This is a genomic window from Rubrivirga litoralis (assembly GCF_031846415.1).
Taxonomy (GTDB): domain Bacteria; phylum Bacteroidota; class Rhodothermia; order Rhodothermales; family Rubricoccaceae; genus Rubrivirga; species Rubrivirga litoralis.
The window spans coordinates 41,008-58,018 of sequence record NZ_JAVRHT010000001.1; the positions used below are offsets into that span (position 1 = coordinate 41,008).

Here is a 17,011-nt window from a genome sequence, read left to right on the forward strand (position 1 = left end):
GGCGGGGTGGCCCCGGGCGGGCGGCACGCCGCCCCGCAGCGTTTCCACCGCCCCGCCCACAGCGGACACGGCACGCCGTGTCCCTACCACCCCGCCCCCGCGCGTTGCGGGCGGGGCGGGCATCTTCCGCTCGCTGCTCGCTGCTCGCTGCTCGCTGCTCGCCGCTACGCGGCTTGCTGGCGGAGCGCCGCGAGCGCCTCGCGCGCGGCCACCTGCTCGGCGGCCTTTTTGGACCGGGCCGAGCCCTGGCCCACGTGCTCGCCGTCGACGACGGCGGCGACCGTGAACGTGCGGTCGTGGCTCGGCCCCTCTTCGGAGATCGTCTCGTAGGTCGGCTGCGCGAGCCCGAGGCCCTGGACGTGCTCCAGGAGCAGGCTCTTGTAGTTGCTCCGGTCGGCCGCCGCCACGCCCAGGTCCACGCACTGCTCCAGGACGGCGTTGATGAACCGGCGCGCGGCGGCGAACCCGAGGTCGAGGTAGACGGCGCCGACGACGGCCTCGAAGGCGTCGGCGAGGATCGTCCGGTTGGTCCGCCCCGCGGACGCCTCCATGTTGTCGCTCATCAGGATGAGCGCGTCCAGGCCGATGGCCTCGGCGTAGCCGGCGAGCGCCTTCCCGTTGACGAGCGTGGCCCGCGTGCGCGTGAGGAACCCCTCGGACCGCTCCGGGAACGTCCGGTAGAGGACCTCGGCGGTGACCGCCCCGAGCACGGCGTCGCCCAGGAACTCCAGGCGCTCGTTCGACTCGGTCCCGTCGCTCACGTGGCCGCGGAACAGCGAGCGGTGGCGGAGCGCGTGGTCGTAGAGCCCGAGGTCGCCGACCGGCGTCCCCACGACGGCCTCGACGGCGCGGCGCGAGACGCCCCGCTCGCTGACCTCGTCGTCCCCCCCGTTCTCGCCCCACGGGCCGTCTGGGGGCGGGGCGGCGGCGTCGCCGAGCCACGACCGCACGAGGCGGGAGCTGCGGCGGAGGAGTCCAGACGAGTCCATGTACAGAGCGGGCGGGTGTGGAATGTCCTCAGATTGTACGCCGAGGGCAACCGGCGCTCCGGTATTCACCCCGCCCTCCCGCTCCTCCGCCCCAGATCGGCCTCCGCCGCGCCCTGCCCCGCCCTCGGGCTGCGAACGGGCGGGGCGGAGCGGCGTTGGGAGAGCACACCGCCCCGCCCGCCGACTCCGCCCATGCCGCCCCGCCCCGACTCCGTCACGACCCGCAACCCGGCCACGGGCGAGACGCTCGACACCTACCGCCGCCTGACGGACGACGAGACCGACGCCGCGCTCGACCGGGCCGCCGAGGCGTTCGAGGCGCACCGCCAGACGCCGTTCGCCGTGCGGGCCGAGGCCATGCGCCGCGCGGCCGACCTCCTGGACGAGGGCGCCGAGGTCCACGGCGCCCTCATGACGCGCGAGATGGGGAAGCCGCTCGACCAAGCCGTCGCCGAGGCCCGCAAGTGCGCGTGGGTCTGCCGCTACTACGCCGAGCACGCCGAGGGCTTTTTGCAGGACGAGCCGCGCGAGACCGACGCCACGCGGAGCTTCGTGGCCTACGAGCCGCTCGGCCCGGTCCTCGCCGTCATGCCGTGGAACTTCCCCTACTGGCAGACCCTCCGCTTCGCCGCGCCGACGATCATGGCGGGCGGGGTGGGGCTCTTGAAGCACGCCGACAACGTCCTGGGCTGCGCCGAGGCCATGGTCGATGTGTTCCGCCAGGCCGGGTTCGACGACGGCGTGTTCCAGTGGCTCAACCTCGACCACGAGGCGACCGCCCGCGTCATCGCCGACGACCGCGTCCGCGCCGTCACGCTGACCGGGAGCAGCCGGGCGGGGCGGAGCGTCGGGAGCCAGGCGGGCCAGGCGCTCAAGCCGTCGCTCCTCGAACTCGGCGGGTCGGACGCCTTCGTGGTCCTGGCCGACGCCGACCTGGACCGGGCCGTCGAGGTGGGCGTCGCGGCGCGGACGCAGAACAACGGCCAGTCGTGCATCGCGGCCAAGCGGTTCATCCTGGAGGCCCCGATCGCGGACGAGTACACGGCCCGGTTCGTCGAGCGCATGGAGGCGCTCACGGTCGGCGACCCGACCGACCCGGACACCGACCTCGGCCCGCTCGCCCGCGAGGACCTCCGCGCCGGCGTCCACGACCAAGTCGAGCGCGCGGCCGCCGAGGGCGCGCGCGTCCTGTGCGGCGGAACGGTCCCTGACGGCCCCGGCGCCTACTACCCGCCGACGGTCCTGGGCGGGGTGGGCGAGGGGACGGTCGCGTTCGAGGAGGAGATCTTCGGCCCGGTCGCGTCGCTGACCGTCGCCCAGGACCAGGACGACGCGGTCCGCCTGGCGAACGCGACCCGGTTCGGGCTCGGCGGCAGCGTGTGGACCCGGAGCCGCGAGCGGGGCGAGCGCGTCGCCCGCCGGATCCGCTCGGGCGCCGTGTTCGTGAACGAGATGACGAAGAGCCACCCGAACCTCCCGTTCGGCGGCGTCGGCGACTCGGGCTACGGCCGCGAACTGGGCCGCCCCGGCATCCGCGCCTTCGTGAACGAGAAGACGGTCTGGGTGGAGTGACGGACGGGGAACGAGGAAAGAGGAACTGGGAATGGGCAGAGGGACCGCCCCGCCCGCCCCGCCCGGGCCGTTCGAGCCGGGCGGGGTGGTAGGGACACCCTGCATGGTGTCCAGCCATCGGGCGGGGTGGCGATCCCGGACCCGACCACCCCGCCCACGCCCCGACGACCGTGGGCGGGGTGGTGTCAGACCTGCCACCCCGCCCGCAACCTCGGGCGGGGTGGCCCGTCTCGCGGTGTACGTTGTCTCAACCTCCAACGCCGCCCCGCCCGCCATGGTGATCGTCGCCGTTATGCTGTTCCTCGTCGCCATCGTGGCGACCGTGGGTGGGATCTACTACGAGGTTCAGATGACGAAGTCTAAGACGGCCGCCAAGCTCGGTCGCGCCACGGGGCACCTCGAGGACGAGCTCGCCGACGCGAAGGCCGACCGCGACCGGCTCCTCCGCCGCGTCGAGGCGCTCGAAGCCATCGTCACGAGCGAGGGCTACGACCTGGAGCGCGAGGCCCGCGCCGCCGGCCTCGCCCCGGGGCGCATCGACGCCGGCCTCCTGGACGACTCCGCCCCGCCCGAGCCGTCAGAGCCCGAGCCCGTCGTTCAGCGCCAGCGCACGCGGTAGGCCGTCATGTGCACGCCCGACCGCGGACGAACGCCAGCGCGGCCGGGCCGACCACACGGTCGTCGCGGCTCAGGTTGGGGACGCCCAGCGCGTGGCTCCGCGCCGGCATGACGACGACCTCGCTGGGCACGCCGGCCGCGTCCAGCGCGGCGTCCAGCACCTCCACCTGGCGCTCGAACACCGGCCCCTCGCCGTCGGCGTAGACGATGAGGAACGGCGGGTCGCCGGCCGAGGCGTACGTCGCCGGCGACGCCTCGCGCTCCCACGCGAGCGGCTCGGGCGGGGCGGTCTCGACCGGCTCGCCGGACGGTGAGAACCGGCGGGCGTAGTACGCGAAGTCGGCCCCGGCCTCGGTGTAGGTCGGCCGGTCGGCGATGTCGAGAGCCGCCCCGCTCACCGCGACTACGCCGCACACGACGCTCTGCGAGGCTCCCGCGCGCTGGAGCGGGGCGGGGTCGAGCGCCACGCGCGCCGCCAGCTGCGCGCCGGCCGAGTGGCCCATGAGGAACAGCGCGTCCGGGTCGCCGCCGTAGGCCCCGATCTCGCGGTGGACGTACGCGACCGCGTCGGCCATGTCCTCGACCTGCGCCGGGTACCGGACGCCCGGCTGGAGCCGGTAGCTGATGACGGCGGCGCCGATGCCGTGCCGCGCCAAAAACCGGCCCACGTTGTTGTACAGGTCCTCGCCGCCGTACGTGAAGTCGCGGTCGCCCGAGTCCCACCCGCCCCCGTGGACGAACACGACCGTCGGCCACGGCTCGCGGCGGACCGAGTCGGCGAGGGGCATGAACAGGTTGAGCCGGTGCTTCGGGTCGCCGTCGTCGAGGTAGGCGAGGTCGCGGCGCACGTTCTCGGCCGGGAGCGGGACCCTCTCGTAGAACAGGTCGACGCCGACGGACTTGACGAGGCCGCACCCGCCGGCGACGAGCAGGAGGACCGGGGCGAGCAGGAGGCGGAGGCGCACGGGCGGGGCGGAGATGCGGGCGGAGCCGCGTCCAACCCGCCCCGCCCGCTCGGGTGCCCTGGACCGCCGCCCCGCCCCGCTCAAGCGTTTCGGGCGGGGTGGGCCGGCTCACCGTCCCACTGACGCACCGACGGACTGACCCACCGCCTTACCGCTCCCACGGCACCTCGGCCGAGCGGTCGAACGTGACCCCGAGCGCCGTCCACCGCGGCGCCTGCGCGGCGAGCCGCCGGCGGACGCCCGGCCACGACCGCACGGCCTGCGGCGACCACGCGAGCTCGGCGACGGCCGCCAGGCGCGGGAACGCCATGAGCGTCACGTCTGAAAGCGTCCCCAGCGTCTCGGACCACAGCGGCGCCTCGATGCCCAGAACCGACGCCTCGGGGACGCCCGGGAGCAGCGCGGCGGGGTCCCAGTCGTAGCTGTCGCGGACCCCGTTCAGCCCGGCCCACGTGAGCCCGAGCACGGCGGCCGAGTCCGGCTTCATGTCGAGGTAGATGCGGTCCGACGGCGAGAGCACGACGGCCGCCCCGCCCGCGACGGCCTCGGCCACCGACGCCGCGACCGCCGGCGCCTGCGGCCGCCACACCTGGACGACCGCGCCGGGCTGGAGCGGCACCTCCGCCACCTCGTCCCACCCGACAAAGCGCTTGCCGTGGGCGGCCACGATCTGCTGCGCGCGCGCCATGAACGCCGCGTACTGCTCCGCCGAGAGCGTTTTGACCTCGTCGCCGCCCAGGTGGAGGTACGGGCCGGGCGTGGCCCGGGCGAGCGCGCCCACGACGTCGTCCAGGAACGCGTACGTCTCCTCCTTCTCGACGCACACGGCGCTGAACCCGACGCGGATGCCCGTGTACGGGGCCGGGGCGACGCCGTCGCAGGTCAGCTCGGGGAGCGACGCGAGGGCCGCGTTCGTGTGCCCCGGCACGTCAATCTCGGGGACGACCACGACGAACCGCTCGGCCGCGTACCGGACGATCTCGGCGTAGTCCGCGACCGTGTAGTACCCGCCCTGCCCGTCGCCCACCTCGGTCCGCCCGCCGACGTCGGTGAGGGCGGGGCGGCCCGGGATCTCGACGCGCCAGCCCTGGTCGTCGGACAGGTGGAGGTGGAGCCGGTTCAGCTTGTAGAGCGCCATCAGGTCGACGAACCGCTTCACGTCGTCGACGCTGAAAAAGTGGCGGGCCACGTCAAGCATGGCGCCGCGCCACGCGAACCGCGGGCGGTCGACCACGCGCCCGAGCGGGACGGGGAGCGGGCGCGGGAGGGCGGCCGTGAACTCGACGTGGGGCGGCATGAGGTGCCGGAGCGTCTGGGCGCCGTAGAACAGCCCGGCCGCCTCGGGCGCCGTGATCGTGACGCCGCGGTCGGTCACCTCCAGCTCGTAGCCCTCGGCGCCGAGGTCCGTTCGGTCCGGCCGCCGGTCGAGCACGATGGCGCCCACCGCCCCGCCCGCGTCGACCGCCGGCGCGCCGTCGACGGCCGGGCCGATCAGCTCGTCCAGGAGCTGCCCGACGCGCGCGGCCTCGGCGTCGCCCGGCGGGACCACGATGGGCGTCTCGGTGGTCACCACGAACGAGCCGGCCGAGAACGCGGCCTCGACCGGAGCGGGGAGAATCGCCGGCTGCGCGACCGCCCCGCCCGCGGCCAGGAGCAGGCACAGGACGACGCCGAGCGGGAACGCTAGGGCGGGGCGGAACTGGGCAATCGGCGGAGTCGGCATCGGGCGGGGCGGGGTGGTGGGGCGCCACCAGAATAGAGCACCCCCGCACGGATCAGGGCCGGGGCGGGCCGTCTTGGCTGCGTACCCGGTACCTCGTACCCCGTACCACCGCACGCCTACGCTCCGACGTGGGCGAGCCACGCCGGGTAGCCCTGGGCCGCTTCGGGGCGCAGCGCCGGCGCGTCGTCGCGGTCCAGCCACAGCGCGGCCGCGTGCGCGAGCGCCGCGCGGCGGGCGTCCGCGCTCGGTCCGGCCGCCTCCAGGCAGACGCTCCACCAGACCGCCCCGCCCGCCTCGACGCGCGAGAGCTCGACGGCGCACGCGCCGCCGGCGGCCTCGACGCGCCGCTGCCGCCGCCGCTTGCGGACCTCGACCCACCCGGGCGGGGCGGGGTCGCCCTCGACCGGGAACAGCCACTTGGCCCACGCCGCGGCCGGGGCGCCGTGCACCCGCCCCGCCCCGCCCGTGCGCTGCTTGGCCTCGACGCGCCCCTCGCGGACCTTCAGGCCGAGCTCGGCGCCGGTGCCTCCGAGGTAGCGGTCGGTCCGCACGCCCTCCTCGACCGGCGGCCCGAGCGCGTCGAACCACGCGGCGACGGCGGCCGGCACCTCGCCGGGCAGAAACCAGCGGACCTCAACGGTCCGGTACGGCCCGGGCGCGGGCGGGGCGGCGGGCTCGCTCACGACGACGCGGCGGCGATCATGGCCGTGATGCCACCCCGGATCATGGCGACCGAGATGGCCGCGAGGAACAGGCTGGCCACCTTCGCGACGGCCTTCGACGTGCCCGGCCCGAACAGCCGGAGCAGCGACGGCCCAAAGGTGAACGCGACGAACACGAGCACCATGTTGAGCGCGATCGAGAGCAACGTAAGCTCCCACCCGACCTGTCCGTCGGCGATCAGGATCGTCGTGATGGCGCCCGGCCCGATGATGAGCGGGATGCCCAGCGGGACGACCGGGAGGTCGATGGGCTCGTCGGCCTCGGCGATCTCCTCCTGCGCCTCCTTGCTCCCGGCCCGTCGGTCCTTCGTGTCCCCGAAGGCGAGGTCGGTGATGGCGATGACGAGCAGGATGAGCCCGCCGCCCACGCGGAGGTCGTCGACCGTGATGCCGAGCGTGCGGAAGATGACCCCGCCCGCGAACAGCATGAGCACGGCGAGCACGAGGGCCGCGGCGAGCGCGCGCACAAGGAGCGCCCGCCGGTCGTCGGCCGTGAACGACTCGGTCATCCCCACGTAGAGCGGGAGGATGCCCGGGATGTTGATGGCGACGAACAGCGGGAGGAACGCCGCGATGAGGGAGGCGAGCAGGTCGGGCACGGGCGGGGCGGCCTCCGGCGGTGGAGGCAGAGCGGGCGGGGCGGCGCAGTATCGGCCGGCCACCCCGCCCCGCCCGTGACGTCTCGGTGTCGGCGGCCGAACTCACCGGCCGTTCACCGGGCGGGGCGGTCGCTCCCGTGGGCGCAGAGCGGCTGCGCGGTCCCAGACCGGAGCCCAGGACGACGAGTCCGTGGGGCGCGCCTCAGAAGCTGTCTGGTAGAGGTTCTCCCTCTCCCACCGGGGCAGGGCCGGACCCAAAGGGCGGGGTGGGAGACGGACGTCGAGCGGGCGTCTCGGGCGGGGTGGCCGCCCGAGGTCCCCCCGCCCAACCTCCCCCCGCTGGGGGGAGGAGACTGAAATCGGCTCCCAAACAGTTGCTTAGCGGGAAGGCATTCCGCGCCTGCGACCGAACCGCTCCCCCACCGCAAACACGCCCGTCACTGCGCGACGGCGGCGCGGACGGGCTCGGTCCCCAGCGAGGGCACGTCGTAGAGCGGGAACGCGTCGCACAGCGCGCGGACCTCGGAGCGCACGGCCTCGGCGTCGCCGCCCCGGCTCGCCAGCACGCGATCCATGAGCGCGACGACGGTGCGGAACTCGTCCTCGCCGAACCCGCGCGTGGTCAGCGCCGGCGTGCCGACGCGGATGCCCGACGTCACGAACGGGCTCTCGGGGTCGCCCGGGACCATGTTCTTGTTGACCGTGATCTCGGCCTCGCCCAGCCACGCCTCGGCCTCCTTGCCCGTGACGCCCTTGGAGCGGAGGTCGACGAGCGCGAGGTGGTTGTCGGTCCCGCCGGAGACGACGGCGTAGCCGCGCTCGACGAACGCCGCGGCGAGCGCGCGGGCGTTGGCGACCGTCTGCCGCTGGTACTCAGCGAACTCCGGCCGGAGCGCCTCGCCAAAGGCGACGGCCTTGGCGGCGATCGAGTGCATGAGCGGGCCGCCGATGGCGCCGGGGAACATGGCCGAGTCGAGGACCTGCCCGGTCGACTTCGGGTTGCCGCTCTTTTTCCACGTCTCGCCCGTCGGCGAGGGCGCGTCGCGGCCGACGAGGAGCATCCCGCCGCGCGGGCCGCGGAGCGTCTTGTGCGTCGTCGTCGAGACGACGTGGGCGTGGGGGAGCGGGTCGTTGAGCAGGCCGGCGGCGATGAGGCCCGCCGTGTGCGCCATGTCCACCCAGAGCAGCGCGTCGACCTCGTCGGCGATCTCGCGGAGCGCGACGTAGTTGAAGTCGCGGCTGTAGGCGCTGGCCCCGACCGAGAGCATCGTCGGCCGCACCTCGCGGGCCGCCTCGCGCACCTTGTCCAGGTCGACGTAGCCCGCCCGCTCGCCGTCCTCGTCGACGCCGTAGAAGTGGGCGTCGTAGAGCTTGCCCGAGAAGTTGACCGGGCTGCCGTGCGTGAGGTGGCCGCCGTGGGCGAGGTCGAGCCCGAGGAGCCGGTCGCCGGGCTCCATAAAGGCGAGGTAGATGGCCAGGTTGGCCGTCGCGCCCGAGTGCGGCTGGACGTTGACCCACTCGGCCCCGAACAGCTCTTTGGCCCGGTCGCGGGCGAGGTCCTCGATCTGGTCGACGACTTCGCAGCCGCCGTAGTACCGCTTGCCGGGCAGGCCCTCGGCGTACTTGTTGGTGAGCGGGCTCCCGAGCGCCTGGAGCACAGCCGGGCTCACAAAGTTCTCGGACGCGATGAGCTCGAGCCCGTCGTTCTGCCGCTCGACCTCGGCACGGACGAGGTCGAACACGGCGGGGTCGGTTTCCTGGAGGGCGGACATGGGTCGGGGCGGGGTGGGGACGGGGGTCCATACGCCGCCGCCCCGCCCGGGTGCCGCGGGGAGAGCCGGGGAGAGCGGGGAGAGCGGGGAGAGCGGGGAGAGCGGGGAGAGCGGGGAGAGCGGGGAGAGCGGAAGGTGACGGCACGGGCGGGGCGGGGCAGTCTTTTTCCGCCACCCCGCCCTTTTTCAGGAGCGGGCCGGGGTGGAAGGAGCCCGTGCGCCGCCCCGCCCCCTTTCCGACGAGCGGGGCGGGGTGGTCTCGCTCTACCTGCTCTTGCGCTCTACCTGCTCTCCCCGATCCGCTCCGCCCCGCCCTACAGCTCGGGCGCCTCGATCGGGAAAAACTGATTCGCGATCCCGAGGAACGCCCACTCCCCGCCCGGCCGGCGGCCGTTGATGTCGACGCGGTAGACGCTGGCGACGTAGTAGTCCTCGCGCTCGAACGCCTCCGAGGCGAGCGCGCCGGCCTCGCGCCCGAGGCGCCTGGCGATCACGCCGGCCACGCGGCCGCCGGACGAGCCGCCGACCTCCTCGCCCGCGTCTCGCGCCCGCTGCTCGGCCTGCGCGGCGAGTTCCTCGGTCAGAAACCGCCGGAACGCCTCCGGCCCTGGATTGAGGACGTACAGGAGGCCGGCGATCAGGAGCAGCCCGACGAGGAGGACGCGGAAAGGGGTCATGTCCGGGAGAGTCGGTGAGTTGGTGAGCCGGAAGATGCCCGCCCCGCCCGCGCGGCGCCAGGGGCGGGACGGCGCGTCAGTCCAATCCTTGCCCACCCCGCCCTACTGACCCACTGATCGTCCTGACCTACCGATGCTACTGGACCGCCCCGCCCTGCGTCGTCGCGTAGACCAGGAGGTTCACGCCCATCCGCAGCGCCGCCTCGCGCGCCTCGGGCGGGTCGGCGTGGACGCCCTCCGGCTCCCAGCCGTCGGCGAGGTCGCTCTCGTGGGCGTAGAACACGACGAGGCGGCCCTCGTGGAACAGCCCGTAGCCCCGCGCCGGCTCGCCGTCGTGCTCGTGGATCTTGGGGAGCCCGTCGGGAAAGTCGAAGTGGGCGTGGTAGACCGGGTGGCTCGCCGGGAGCGGCTGGAGCTCCTGCTCGGGGTACACCTTTTTGAGCTCGCGGCGAACCGACTCGTCCAGCCCGTAGTCGTCGTTGACGATGAGGAAGCCGCCGCCGTCGAGGTAGCGCCGGAGCCGCCCCGCCTCGTCGTCGGTGAGGGCGACGTTGCCGTGGCCGTTGAGGAACAGCAGGGGCACCGCGAACAGCCGGTCGCTCCCCAGCTCGACCGTGACCGGCTCCGGGTCGAGGTCCAGGAGCGTGTGCTGCCGCGCGTAGGCGAGGAGCGTCGGGAGCGGGTCGCCCGAGTACCAGTCGCCGCCGCCGCCGTACTGGACGCGCGCGACCTGCACCCCGCCCTGAGCACACGCCGCCGACGCGGCAAACAGGAGGACAGCAGCGAGAACGGCGCGCATGGGCGGACTCAGAGGGCGGGGAGGACGGGCGCCCGGCCAACGCTCCGCCCCGCCCCGTTCGCGTGGCGGCACCCGAGCGGGGCGGTAGCGGAAGCCAGGGCGGGGCGGCGGCACCGCGAGCGGGGCGGGACGTTCCACCCCTCCACCTCTCCCACACCCATGCCCCTCACCCTCGACCGCTCGCACGTCCTCCCCTTCCTCGACGACCGCCCCGCCCTCGACGACCGCGTGGCGCAGGCCCACCGCCGCGTGCTCGACGGCGAGACCGAGATGCCCGAGATGCTCGGGTGGCGTCGGATGCTGCTCGACCCCGACGACGCGCTCCTGGAGTCGGTCGCCGAGACGGCCGCCGAGATCCGCGACCGTGCCGACGTCCTCCTTTGTATTGGGATCGGCGGGTCGTACCTGGGCGCCGAGGCCGTCATGCAGGCGCTCGACACGCCGTTCTCGGACGACGGCCCCGAGATCCTCTTTGCCGGCCACCACCTCGGGCCGGAGTACCACGAGCGGCTGTTCCAGTACCTCGACGGCAAGAGCGTCTACGTCAACGTGATCTCGAAGTCGGGGACGACGCTCGAGCCGGCCCTCGCCTTCCGCTTTGCGCGCCGGTTCGTGGAGCGGCACTTCGACGACGCCGACCGCCGCATCATCGCCACGACCGACGCCGACCGCGGCGCGCTCCACGACCTCGCCGTCGACAAGGGCTACCGCCGCTACGTGGTCCCGAACGGCGTCGGCGGCCGGTTTTCTGTGCTCACGCCCGTGGGCCTCCTGCCGATCGCCGCGTCGGGCGTCGACACGCGCTCCTTGTTCTACGGCGCCGTCGCCGGCGCGCGCGAGGTGACGGACGCCGACGCCGGCCACCCCGCCCTCCAGTACGCCGGCGACCGCTACGCGCTGGGCGAGCAGGGCTACAAGACCGAGGTCATGGCCGTCATGGACCCGGCGCTGCGCGGGATCGGCGCGTGGTGGCAGCAGCTGTTCGGCGAGAGCGAGGGGAAGGACGGCAAGGGCCTGTTCCCGGTCGTGCTCCAGTACACGACCGACCTCCACTCGGTCGGCCAGTACGTCCAGCAGGGGCAGCGGACGCTCGTCGAGAGCTTCCTCCGCATCGACGACGCCGGCGAAGGGCTCGAGGTCGCGGAGCAGGACGACAACGGCGACGGCCTGAACTACCTCGCGGGCAAGACCTACGGCGAGATCAACGAGAAGGCGTACGCGGCGACAGCCGAGGCCCACGCCGAGGGTGGCGTCCCCAACTGGACCGTCACGCTCCCGCGCCTGGACGCCGAGAACGTGGGTCGCCTCATCCACTTCTACGAGCACGCCGTTTCAGTTAGCGGGAAGCTCCTCGGCGTCAACCCGTTCAACCAGCCGGGCGTCGAGAACTACAAGCAGAAGATGTTCTCGCTGCTCGGGAAGCCCAGCTAAGGCGGAACGGCTCCTCCCCAGAGGCTCCACCGCCCCTCTCGACCGCCCCGCCCTCGCCAGGGGGCGGGGCGGTTCTGCATGCGCGCCCGCCGCTTCGAGCCGCCGCTGTGCGGCCGTCGCTCAGCCGGCCGGCAGCGGCGGGACGCTTCGATCAGCCCCTTAAGTCGACGCTCGTCTCGCCGATTCCCTGAGGGCGGGGCGGTCCTCCGTTGCGTGCCCGCTCGGGCGCACGAGGTGACCTCCCGACCGTCGATTCTGCACTGGAAACCGCTATCCACACCGTGGAGAACGGTGTGGATAACCACCCCGCCCTCGGGGACGCCTGTGGACGGCGCGGGGCATGGGGAAGGGACGCCCTCCGTCAACCCCCACCTGTCCACGGGGCATCCCGAGGGTTGTCCACCAGGCGTTGTCCACCCCGCCGTCCGGGCTAGAGCCCCCGCCCTCGTGTGGAGACGTGTGGACTTGTGGACGGCCGGGGCGAGATCGGCGCTGGCGCCCGCCCCAGCGACCTCCGCACGGGCGGGCGGGGTGGACGGGAGTGTGGATAGCGCGTGGACGACGGCCGGGTTGTCCACGAGGGCGGGGCGGCCCGGAGTTGTCCACGCTGTCCACAGACCTAGTACTACCTCTGCATTACTTAACTTTCTAAAGAGAAATACAGAGGGGTGTGGAGAACCCGGAGCGAGGCCCGAACGCGAGCAGACCACGTGGTACACGAGGGTATACCACCTGATACGAGCGTCTTACGCTCCCCTCCAGCCCCGCCTGCTCCCGCACGCGTAGCTTTTGGCCTGCCCCTCTCTCCGCCTCCCATGACCCGCCGCATCCTCGTCGCCCTCGACCCCGACTCCGACACGCCCGCCGCGATCCAGACGGCGATCGACATCGCCAAACGCCACGACGCCGAAGTGACCGGCTTGGCCTTCGTGGACCGCGAGGCCATCCAGCGCGACACGGCCGGCGGCGGCATCGGGTCGATGTACTTCGCCGAGAGGCTCCGCAACGAGCTGGCCGAGGAGACCAAGCAGAAGGCGGTCGCGCTGGCCCAGTCGTTCGGCGAGCAGATCGAGGCCGCCGGCGTCCGCCACACGCCCGACGCCATCCGCGAGGAGGGGCTCGTTCAGAGCATCGTCGACGAGATGCGGGTCCACGACCTTCTCATCGCAGGACGCGAGAGCCACTTCTACTACGCCAACCCGACGCAGCGGACGCACACGCTGGCCAAGGTCCTCGAGCAGTCGGCGGCCGCCACGCTCATCGTGGGCACCGAGACGCCCGACGTGCGCCGCGTCGCAGTCGCCTACGACGGGAGCGCGGCGGCGGCCCGGACGCTCCAGAAGTTTGCCCACCTCGCCCCGTTCGGGACGGACGTGGACGTCGAGGTCGTCCACGTCCACGGCAGCTCCGGCGAGGACCGCCGGGCGAGCGGCCAGCTCCTCGAAGGGGCCGCGTCGTACCTCCGCGCGTACGGGTTCGACCGGGTCGAGACGACGGGCGTCGAGAGCGGCGACCCTGCCGACGTCATCCTCGGCTACGCCACGGGCGAGCGGGCCAACCTCGTGGTGTCGGGGGCGTACGCGAAGACCGGCCTCCGGCGGCTCGTGTTCGGGTCGTCGGCCACGCGGCTGCTCGACGAGGCCCGCGTCCCGCTGTTCCTGTACCACTGAGGACGGGGAGGCACCCACCCCGCCCTCGCGGGCGGGGCGGCGCCATCCCGCGCGACTCGCTCGCAACATGCGACTCGGCGGAGCCGGGGCACCTCCAGAGGCCGACGCGGGTATCATGCCCGCCCCGCCCTCGCCGTCATGCCCACCGTAAGCCCGAAACAAGTAGCCCGTCGCTTGATCGACCGGCTCGACGACGACGCCTCGTTCGAGGACATCCAGTACGAGCTCTACGTCGTCCAGCAGGTCGAGCGGGGGCTCCGGGAGGTGGAGGAGGGCCAGAGCGTCACGCACGAGGAGGCACGGACCCGGTTGAGCCGCTGGCTCGGAAGCACGCCCCGAAGCGATGGCTAGCGTCGGGTGGCTCCTGGAGCGCTCGACGACCTGGACGGCATCGGCGAATACTTCGAGCGTGCGTCGCAGCAGTACGCACGGTCGGTCGTGGCGCGTCTCTACGCGGCCCCCGAGGCGCTGGCGGACCACCCGCAACTCGGACGTGTGGTACCAGAGTTCGGAGTCGACCACATCCGGGAGCTCGTGCGGGAGGGTTACCGGATCGTCTACGTCGTGTCCCGAGACACGGTCGACGTTCTCGCGGTGCTCCACGGCCGACAAGATCTCGGCCGGAAGCTCCGGCGGGAGTGACCACCCCGCCCGCGAGGGCGGGGCGGCCCCGTCAGCGCCACGCGACGCGCCACACGCGCTCGCCGTCGGACCGGAGCCAGACGGCGCCCTCGGCGGACGTGAGGAGGGTCTGAGCGCCCGTCTGCCCCCACCGCGCAATCGGCTCCTCGTCCGGGAGCCCGTAGCGGTTGCGCCGCGCGACCGACACGACGGCGAACGCCGGCCGCCCCGCCGCCGCCACGAGCGCCGGCGTCGAGCTCGTCCGCGAGCCGTGGTGGCCCACCTTGACCACGTCCGAGGCCAGGAGCGGCCCGTAGCGCGCGACGACGGCGGCCTCCCCGCCCCGCTCGGCGTCGCCGGTGAGGAGCCACCGCGTCCGCCCGTACTCGACGCGCAGGACGACCGACGCCTCGTTGGCTGACGCCGGCCGTTGGCTGCCCGCGCCGCTGCCCGGGCGGGGCGGAGCGGACCGCAAGCCGGCGGGACCGAGCACGCGGAGCCGCACCGCCGGGTCGAGCGCGAGCGTGTCGCCGGCCGCCGCCACCTGCACCGGGACCCCCAGCGAGTCGGCCGTGCGCACGACCTTGGCCCACAGGTCCGTCTCGCCGCCCCGCCCGTTCACGACGAGGCGATCCACACGGACGCCCCGCATCACGGCCGCCGCTCCGCCGATGTGGTCCGCGTCGGCGTGCGTGAGCACGAGGGCGTCGACGCGGTCGATCCCGTAGCGGGCGAGGTGGGGGAGCACGGTCCGCTCGCCCTCGTCGACGTAGGGCGAGCGGAGGCCGGCGTCGACCAGCACGTGGCGGCCGTTCGGGAGCGCGAGGAGCGTCGCGTCGCCCTGCCCCACGTCGAGGAACACGGCGTCCAGGTGCGGGCGGGCCTCGGCGCTCAGCGCGTGCGCCCAGGCCGCCCCGCCCAGGCACGCGGCGGCCGTGAGCGCGAGACGCAGGCGGAGGGCGGGGCGGCGCCACACGGCCAGCGCCGCGGCGCCGAGTGCGAGCGCGGCGAGCACGAGCGGGCTCTCGACGTAGACGTCGAGCGCGGCCCAGTCCAGCCACCCCGCCCCGACGCGGCTCGTGAGCAGGAGCGCGCGGGCGCTCAGGTCGGCGAGCGCGCCGAACGCGGCGGCGGCCGGCGCGAGCCACCCCGACGTGGCGACGGCCGCGAGCCCGCTCCCCAGCGTGAGCCCGGTGAGCGGGATGGCGGGGAGGTTGAGGACGAGCGCGCCCAGCGGGAGCCGCCCAAAGTGCGCCAGGAGCACCGGCGCCGTCCCCACGGTCGCCGCCAGCGACACGGCGACGGAGCCCACGACCGCCCCGCCCACGGTCCGCTCACGGACGCGCGCCGAGACCGCCGCCGTCAGGAGCGGCGTCAGCGTGACGATCGCGGCGACGGCGGCGAACGAGAGCTGGAAGCCCACGTCGAAGAGCGCCGTCGGCCGCGAGACCAGGAGCACGAGCGCCGCCGCCCCCAGCGTGTTCAGCGTGTCCGACGGCCGCTCGAGTGCCCGCCCCGCCAGCACGAGCGCCACCATCACGAACGCACGGACGACCGACACCGACCCGCCCGTGACGAGCACGTAGACGGCCAGCACGGCGAGCGTGACGGCCGCGCGGAGCGCCTCGACTGTCCGGTGGCGCAGCCCCAGCCGCCCGAGGAGTGGCTTGAGGAGCCCGTAGAGCGCGAGCCCTACGAGCCCGACGTGGAGCCCCGAAACGGCCAGCAGGTGCATGAGCCCGGTCTGCCGGAACGCGTCGAGCGCCTCGCCGTCGACGCGGCTCCGGTCGGCCAGGAGGAGCGCGAGCAGCACGCCGCGCGCCTCGGCGCTCGGGACCGTCCGCGCCAGCGCCACGCGGACGTGCCGCTGCACGGCGACGGCGACGCGGTCGGCCCACCGCGCGCTCGGGGCGAGAAAGGCCGCGCCCGTTTCGTCGTCCACGCGGAGCGTGGCCCAGATGCCCTGGCCGCGGAGGTAGGCGCCGTAGTCCATCTGCGCCGGGTTGCGCGGGCGGGGCGGGGTGGCGAGGCGGCCCGACAGCCGCACACGGTCGCCCAGGCGGAGGGCGGGGTAGACGGGGCGCCGGTCGTCGGGCGTCAGGAGCGACACCTGGACCGGTCCCGCGACGGGCCGCGCCGCCCCGCCCCGCGCGGCCGAGTCCGGGCGGAGCCGGAACCGGACGCTCCACCCCGAGCCCGTGGGCACGCTGTCGACCGTGCCCCAGAGCGTGACGGGCGCGCGGTCGTCCCGGTCGAGGTCCGCGTAGTCCGCGGCTTGGGCGAGGTGCGCGACGTGGTCCGCCGGCAGCGCGCGCCACGCTGCGAGGCGCGCTGCGCCGACGCCGACCGCCCCGCCCGCGACGGCCAGGGCGAGCACGAGCCCGCGCAGCGTGACGAGGCGGCCCCGCGTGGCCCACGCGTAGGCGCCGGCCGCGAGCGCGAGCGCGGCCGCCCCGCCCGCCCACGCCGCCACGCCGACGGGCGGGGCGGCATGGGCGAGGGCGATCCCACACCCGAACGCGACGGCGGCGACGAGGAGAGGGCGCCCGGACGGTCGGAGCGGGGGCGGAGGCGGGGCGAGCGGCACAGGCGGTAGACCCGGACGCGCGCCCGATCCAACCCGGCCGGAGCCTTCGCCGAGGGCGGGGCGGTCTCCTGCGTGATCGGCGTTCGGACCGAGCGGGGCGGGGTGAGACGAATCCCCCTCCTGGACACCGCGCAGCATCGGCGCAGCCAGGAGGGGCTAGGACCCAAAGGGCGGGGTGGTTGTTGGGCGAGGGCCCTCACGGATCGCCGCGCACGAGACCTCTTGCCGCTGCAATGGGGCGGGGTGGGTCTTTGCGCGGCGAGTGG

The 17,011-nt window shown here is 74.2% G+C and carries 15 protein-coding genes; 6 read left to right on the forward strand and 9 right to left on the reverse strand.

Annotated features, from left to right (window positions below):
• Positions 1 to 164 precede the first annotated feature (164 nt).
• Positions 165 to 989 (reverse strand): ribonuclease III, encoded by an 825-nt coding sequence (gene rnc, locus RM540_RS00175; protein ID WP_311661080.1) that lies wholly within the window; start codon positions 987 to 989, stop codon positions 165 to 167.
• Between the two features lie 192 nt (positions 990 to 1,181).
• On the opposite strand from rnc, the gene RM540_RS00180 reads away from it, so the two are divergent.
• Together RM540_RS00180 and RM540_RS00185 are read left to right on the forward strand one after the other, a co-directional pair.
• Positions 1,182 to 2,561: an NAD-dependent succinate-semialdehyde dehydrogenase gene (locus tag RM540_RS00180; RefSeq protein WP_311661082.1), complete on the forward strand. Its 1,380-nt coding sequence runs from the start codon at positions 1,182 to 1,184 to the stop codon at positions 2,559 to 2,561.
• A gap of 274 nt (positions 2,562 to 2,835) precedes the next feature.
• Positions 2,836 to 3,180: a hypothetical protein gene (locus RM540_RS00185; protein WP_311661083.1), complete on the forward strand. Its 345-nt coding sequence runs from the start codon at positions 2,836 to 2,838 to the stop codon at positions 3,178 to 3,180.
• Between the two features lie 4 nt (positions 3,181 to 3,184).
• Here RM540_RS00185 and RM540_RS00190 read toward each other — a convergent pair whose 3' ends face one another.
• The 7 genes from RM540_RS00190 to RM540_RS00220 form a co-directional block, all read right to left on the reverse strand.
• On the reverse strand, positions 3,185 to 4,144 hold the full coding sequence (locus RM540_RS00190) for an alpha/beta hydrolase (protein WP_311661085.1): 960 nt from the start codon (positions 4,142 to 4,144) through the stop codon (positions 3,185 to 3,187).
• Positions 4,145 to 4,292: 148 nt separating this feature from the next.
• Positions 4,293 to 5,867 (reverse strand): beta-N-acetylhexosaminidase, encoded by a 1,575-nt coding sequence (locus RM540_RS00195; RefSeq protein ID WP_311661086.1) that lies wholly within the window; start codon positions 5,865 to 5,867, stop codon positions 4,293 to 4,295.
• Between the two features lie 116 nt (positions 5,868 to 5,983).
• Positions 5,984 to 6,550, reverse strand: coding sequence for a hypothetical protein (locus tag RM540_RS00200; protein WP_311661088.1), 567 nt, complete (start codon positions 6,548 to 6,550; stop codon positions 5,984 to 5,986).
• On the reverse strand, positions 6,547 to 7,188 hold the full coding sequence (locus RM540_RS00205) for a MarC family protein (protein WP_311661089.1): 642 nt from the start codon (positions 7,186 to 7,188) through the stop codon (positions 6,547 to 6,549). Before RM540_RS00205 ends, RM540_RS00200 begins: the two co-directional genes overlap by 4 nt.
• Before the next feature lie 437 nt (positions 7,189 to 7,625).
• Complete coding sequence (glyA, locus tag RM540_RS00210) at positions 7,626 to 8,960, reverse strand: serine hydroxymethyltransferase (protein ID WP_311661091.1); 1,335 nt, start codon at positions 8,958 to 8,960, stop codon at positions 7,626 to 7,628.
• A 314-nt stretch (positions 8,961 to 9,274) separates the two neighbouring features.
• The gene (locus RM540_RS00215; protein WP_311661093.1) at positions 9,275 to 9,637 is read right to left on the reverse strand and encodes a DUF4359 domain-containing protein; all 363 of its coding nucleotides are present in this window, start codon (positions 9,635 to 9,637) and stop codon (positions 9,275 to 9,277) included.
• 136 nt (positions 9,638 to 9,773) lie between these two features.
• A complete protein-coding gene (locus RM540_RS00220; protein ID WP_311661095.1) occupies positions 9,774 to 10,436 on the reverse strand; it encodes a DUF4159 domain-containing protein in 663 nt (220 codons plus the stop codon).
• 159 nt (positions 10,437 to 10,595) lie between these two features.
• Here RM540_RS00220 and RM540_RS00225 point away from each other — a divergent pair, with 159 nt between their 5' ends.
• The 4 genes from RM540_RS00225 to RM540_RS00240 all read left to right on the forward strand — a co-directional run bounded on the left by RM540_RS00225 (position 10,596) and on the right by RM540_RS00240 (position 14,179).
• Positions 10,596 to 11,867: a glucose-6-phosphate isomerase gene (locus RM540_RS00225; protein ID WP_311661096.1), complete on the forward strand. Its 1,272-nt coding sequence runs from the start codon at positions 10,596 to 10,598 to the stop codon at positions 11,865 to 11,867.
• An 815-nt stretch (positions 11,868 to 12,682) separates the two neighbouring features.
• Positions 12,683 to 13,537, forward strand: a complete 855-nt coding sequence (locus RM540_RS00230) for a universal stress protein (protein WP_311661097.1) — start codon at positions 12,683 to 12,685, stop codon at positions 13,535 to 13,537.
• Positions 13,538 to 13,675: 138 nt separating this feature from the next.
• Positions 13,676 to 13,888: a hypothetical protein gene (locus RM540_RS00235; RefSeq protein WP_311661099.1), complete on the forward strand. Its 213-nt coding sequence runs from the start codon at positions 13,676 to 13,678 to the stop codon at positions 13,886 to 13,888.
• 6 nt (positions 13,889 to 13,894) lie between these two features.
• Entirely contained in the window at positions 13,895 to 14,179 is a 285-nt protein-coding gene (locus RM540_RS00240; protein ID WP_311661101.1) for a type II toxin-antitoxin system RelE/ParE family toxin, read from the forward strand.
• Between the two features lie 31 nt (positions 14,180 to 14,210).
• Here the strand turns inward: RM540_RS00240 and RM540_RS00245 are convergent, their stop codons facing one another.
• Entirely contained in the window at positions 14,211 to 16,745 is a 2,535-nt protein-coding gene (locus RM540_RS00245; protein ID WP_311661104.1) for a DNA internalization-related competence protein ComEC/Rec2, read from the reverse strand.
• Positions 16,746 to 17,011: the final 266 nt, after the last annotated feature.

Coding starts and splice junctions, on each gene's coding strand:
- glyA (WP_311661091.1), bottom strand. CDS start 8,960: ATGTCCGCCCTCCAGGAAACCGACCCCGCCGTGTTCGACCTCGTCCGT.
- RM540_RS00195 (WP_311661086.1), bottom strand. CDS start 5,867: ATGCCGACTCCGCCGATTGCCCAGTTCCGCCCCGCCCTAGCGTTCCCG.
- RM540_RS00225 (WP_311661096.1), top strand. CDS start 10,596: ATGCCCCTCACCCTCGACCGCTCGCACGTCCTCCCCTTCCTCGACGAC.
- RM540_RS00220 (WP_311661095.1), bottom strand. CDS start 10,436: ATGCGCGCCGTTCTCGCTGCTGTCCTCCTGTTTGCCGCGTCGGCGGCG.
- RM540_RS00230 (WP_311661097.1), top strand. CDS start 12,683: ATGACCCGCCGCATCCTCGTCGCCCTCGACCCCGACTCCGACACGCCC.
- RM540_RS00215 (WP_311661093.1), bottom strand. CDS start 9,637: ATGACCCCTTTCCGCGTCCTCCTCGTCGGGCTGCTCCTGATCGCCGGC.
- rnc (WP_311661080.1), bottom strand. CDS start 989: ATGGACTCGTCTGGACTCCTCCGCCGCAGCTCCCGCCTCGTGCGGTCG.
- RM540_RS00185 (WP_311661083.1), top strand. CDS start 2,836: ATGGTGATCGTCGCCGTTATGCTGTTCCTCGTCGCCATCGTGGCGACC.
- RM540_RS00180 (WP_311661082.1), top strand. CDS start 1,182: ATGCCGCCCCGCCCCGACTCCGTCACGACCCGCAACCCGGCCACGGGC.
- RM540_RS00235 (WP_311661099.1), top strand. CDS start 13,676: ATGCCCACCGTAAGCCCGAAACAAGTAGCCCGTCGCTTGATCGACCGG.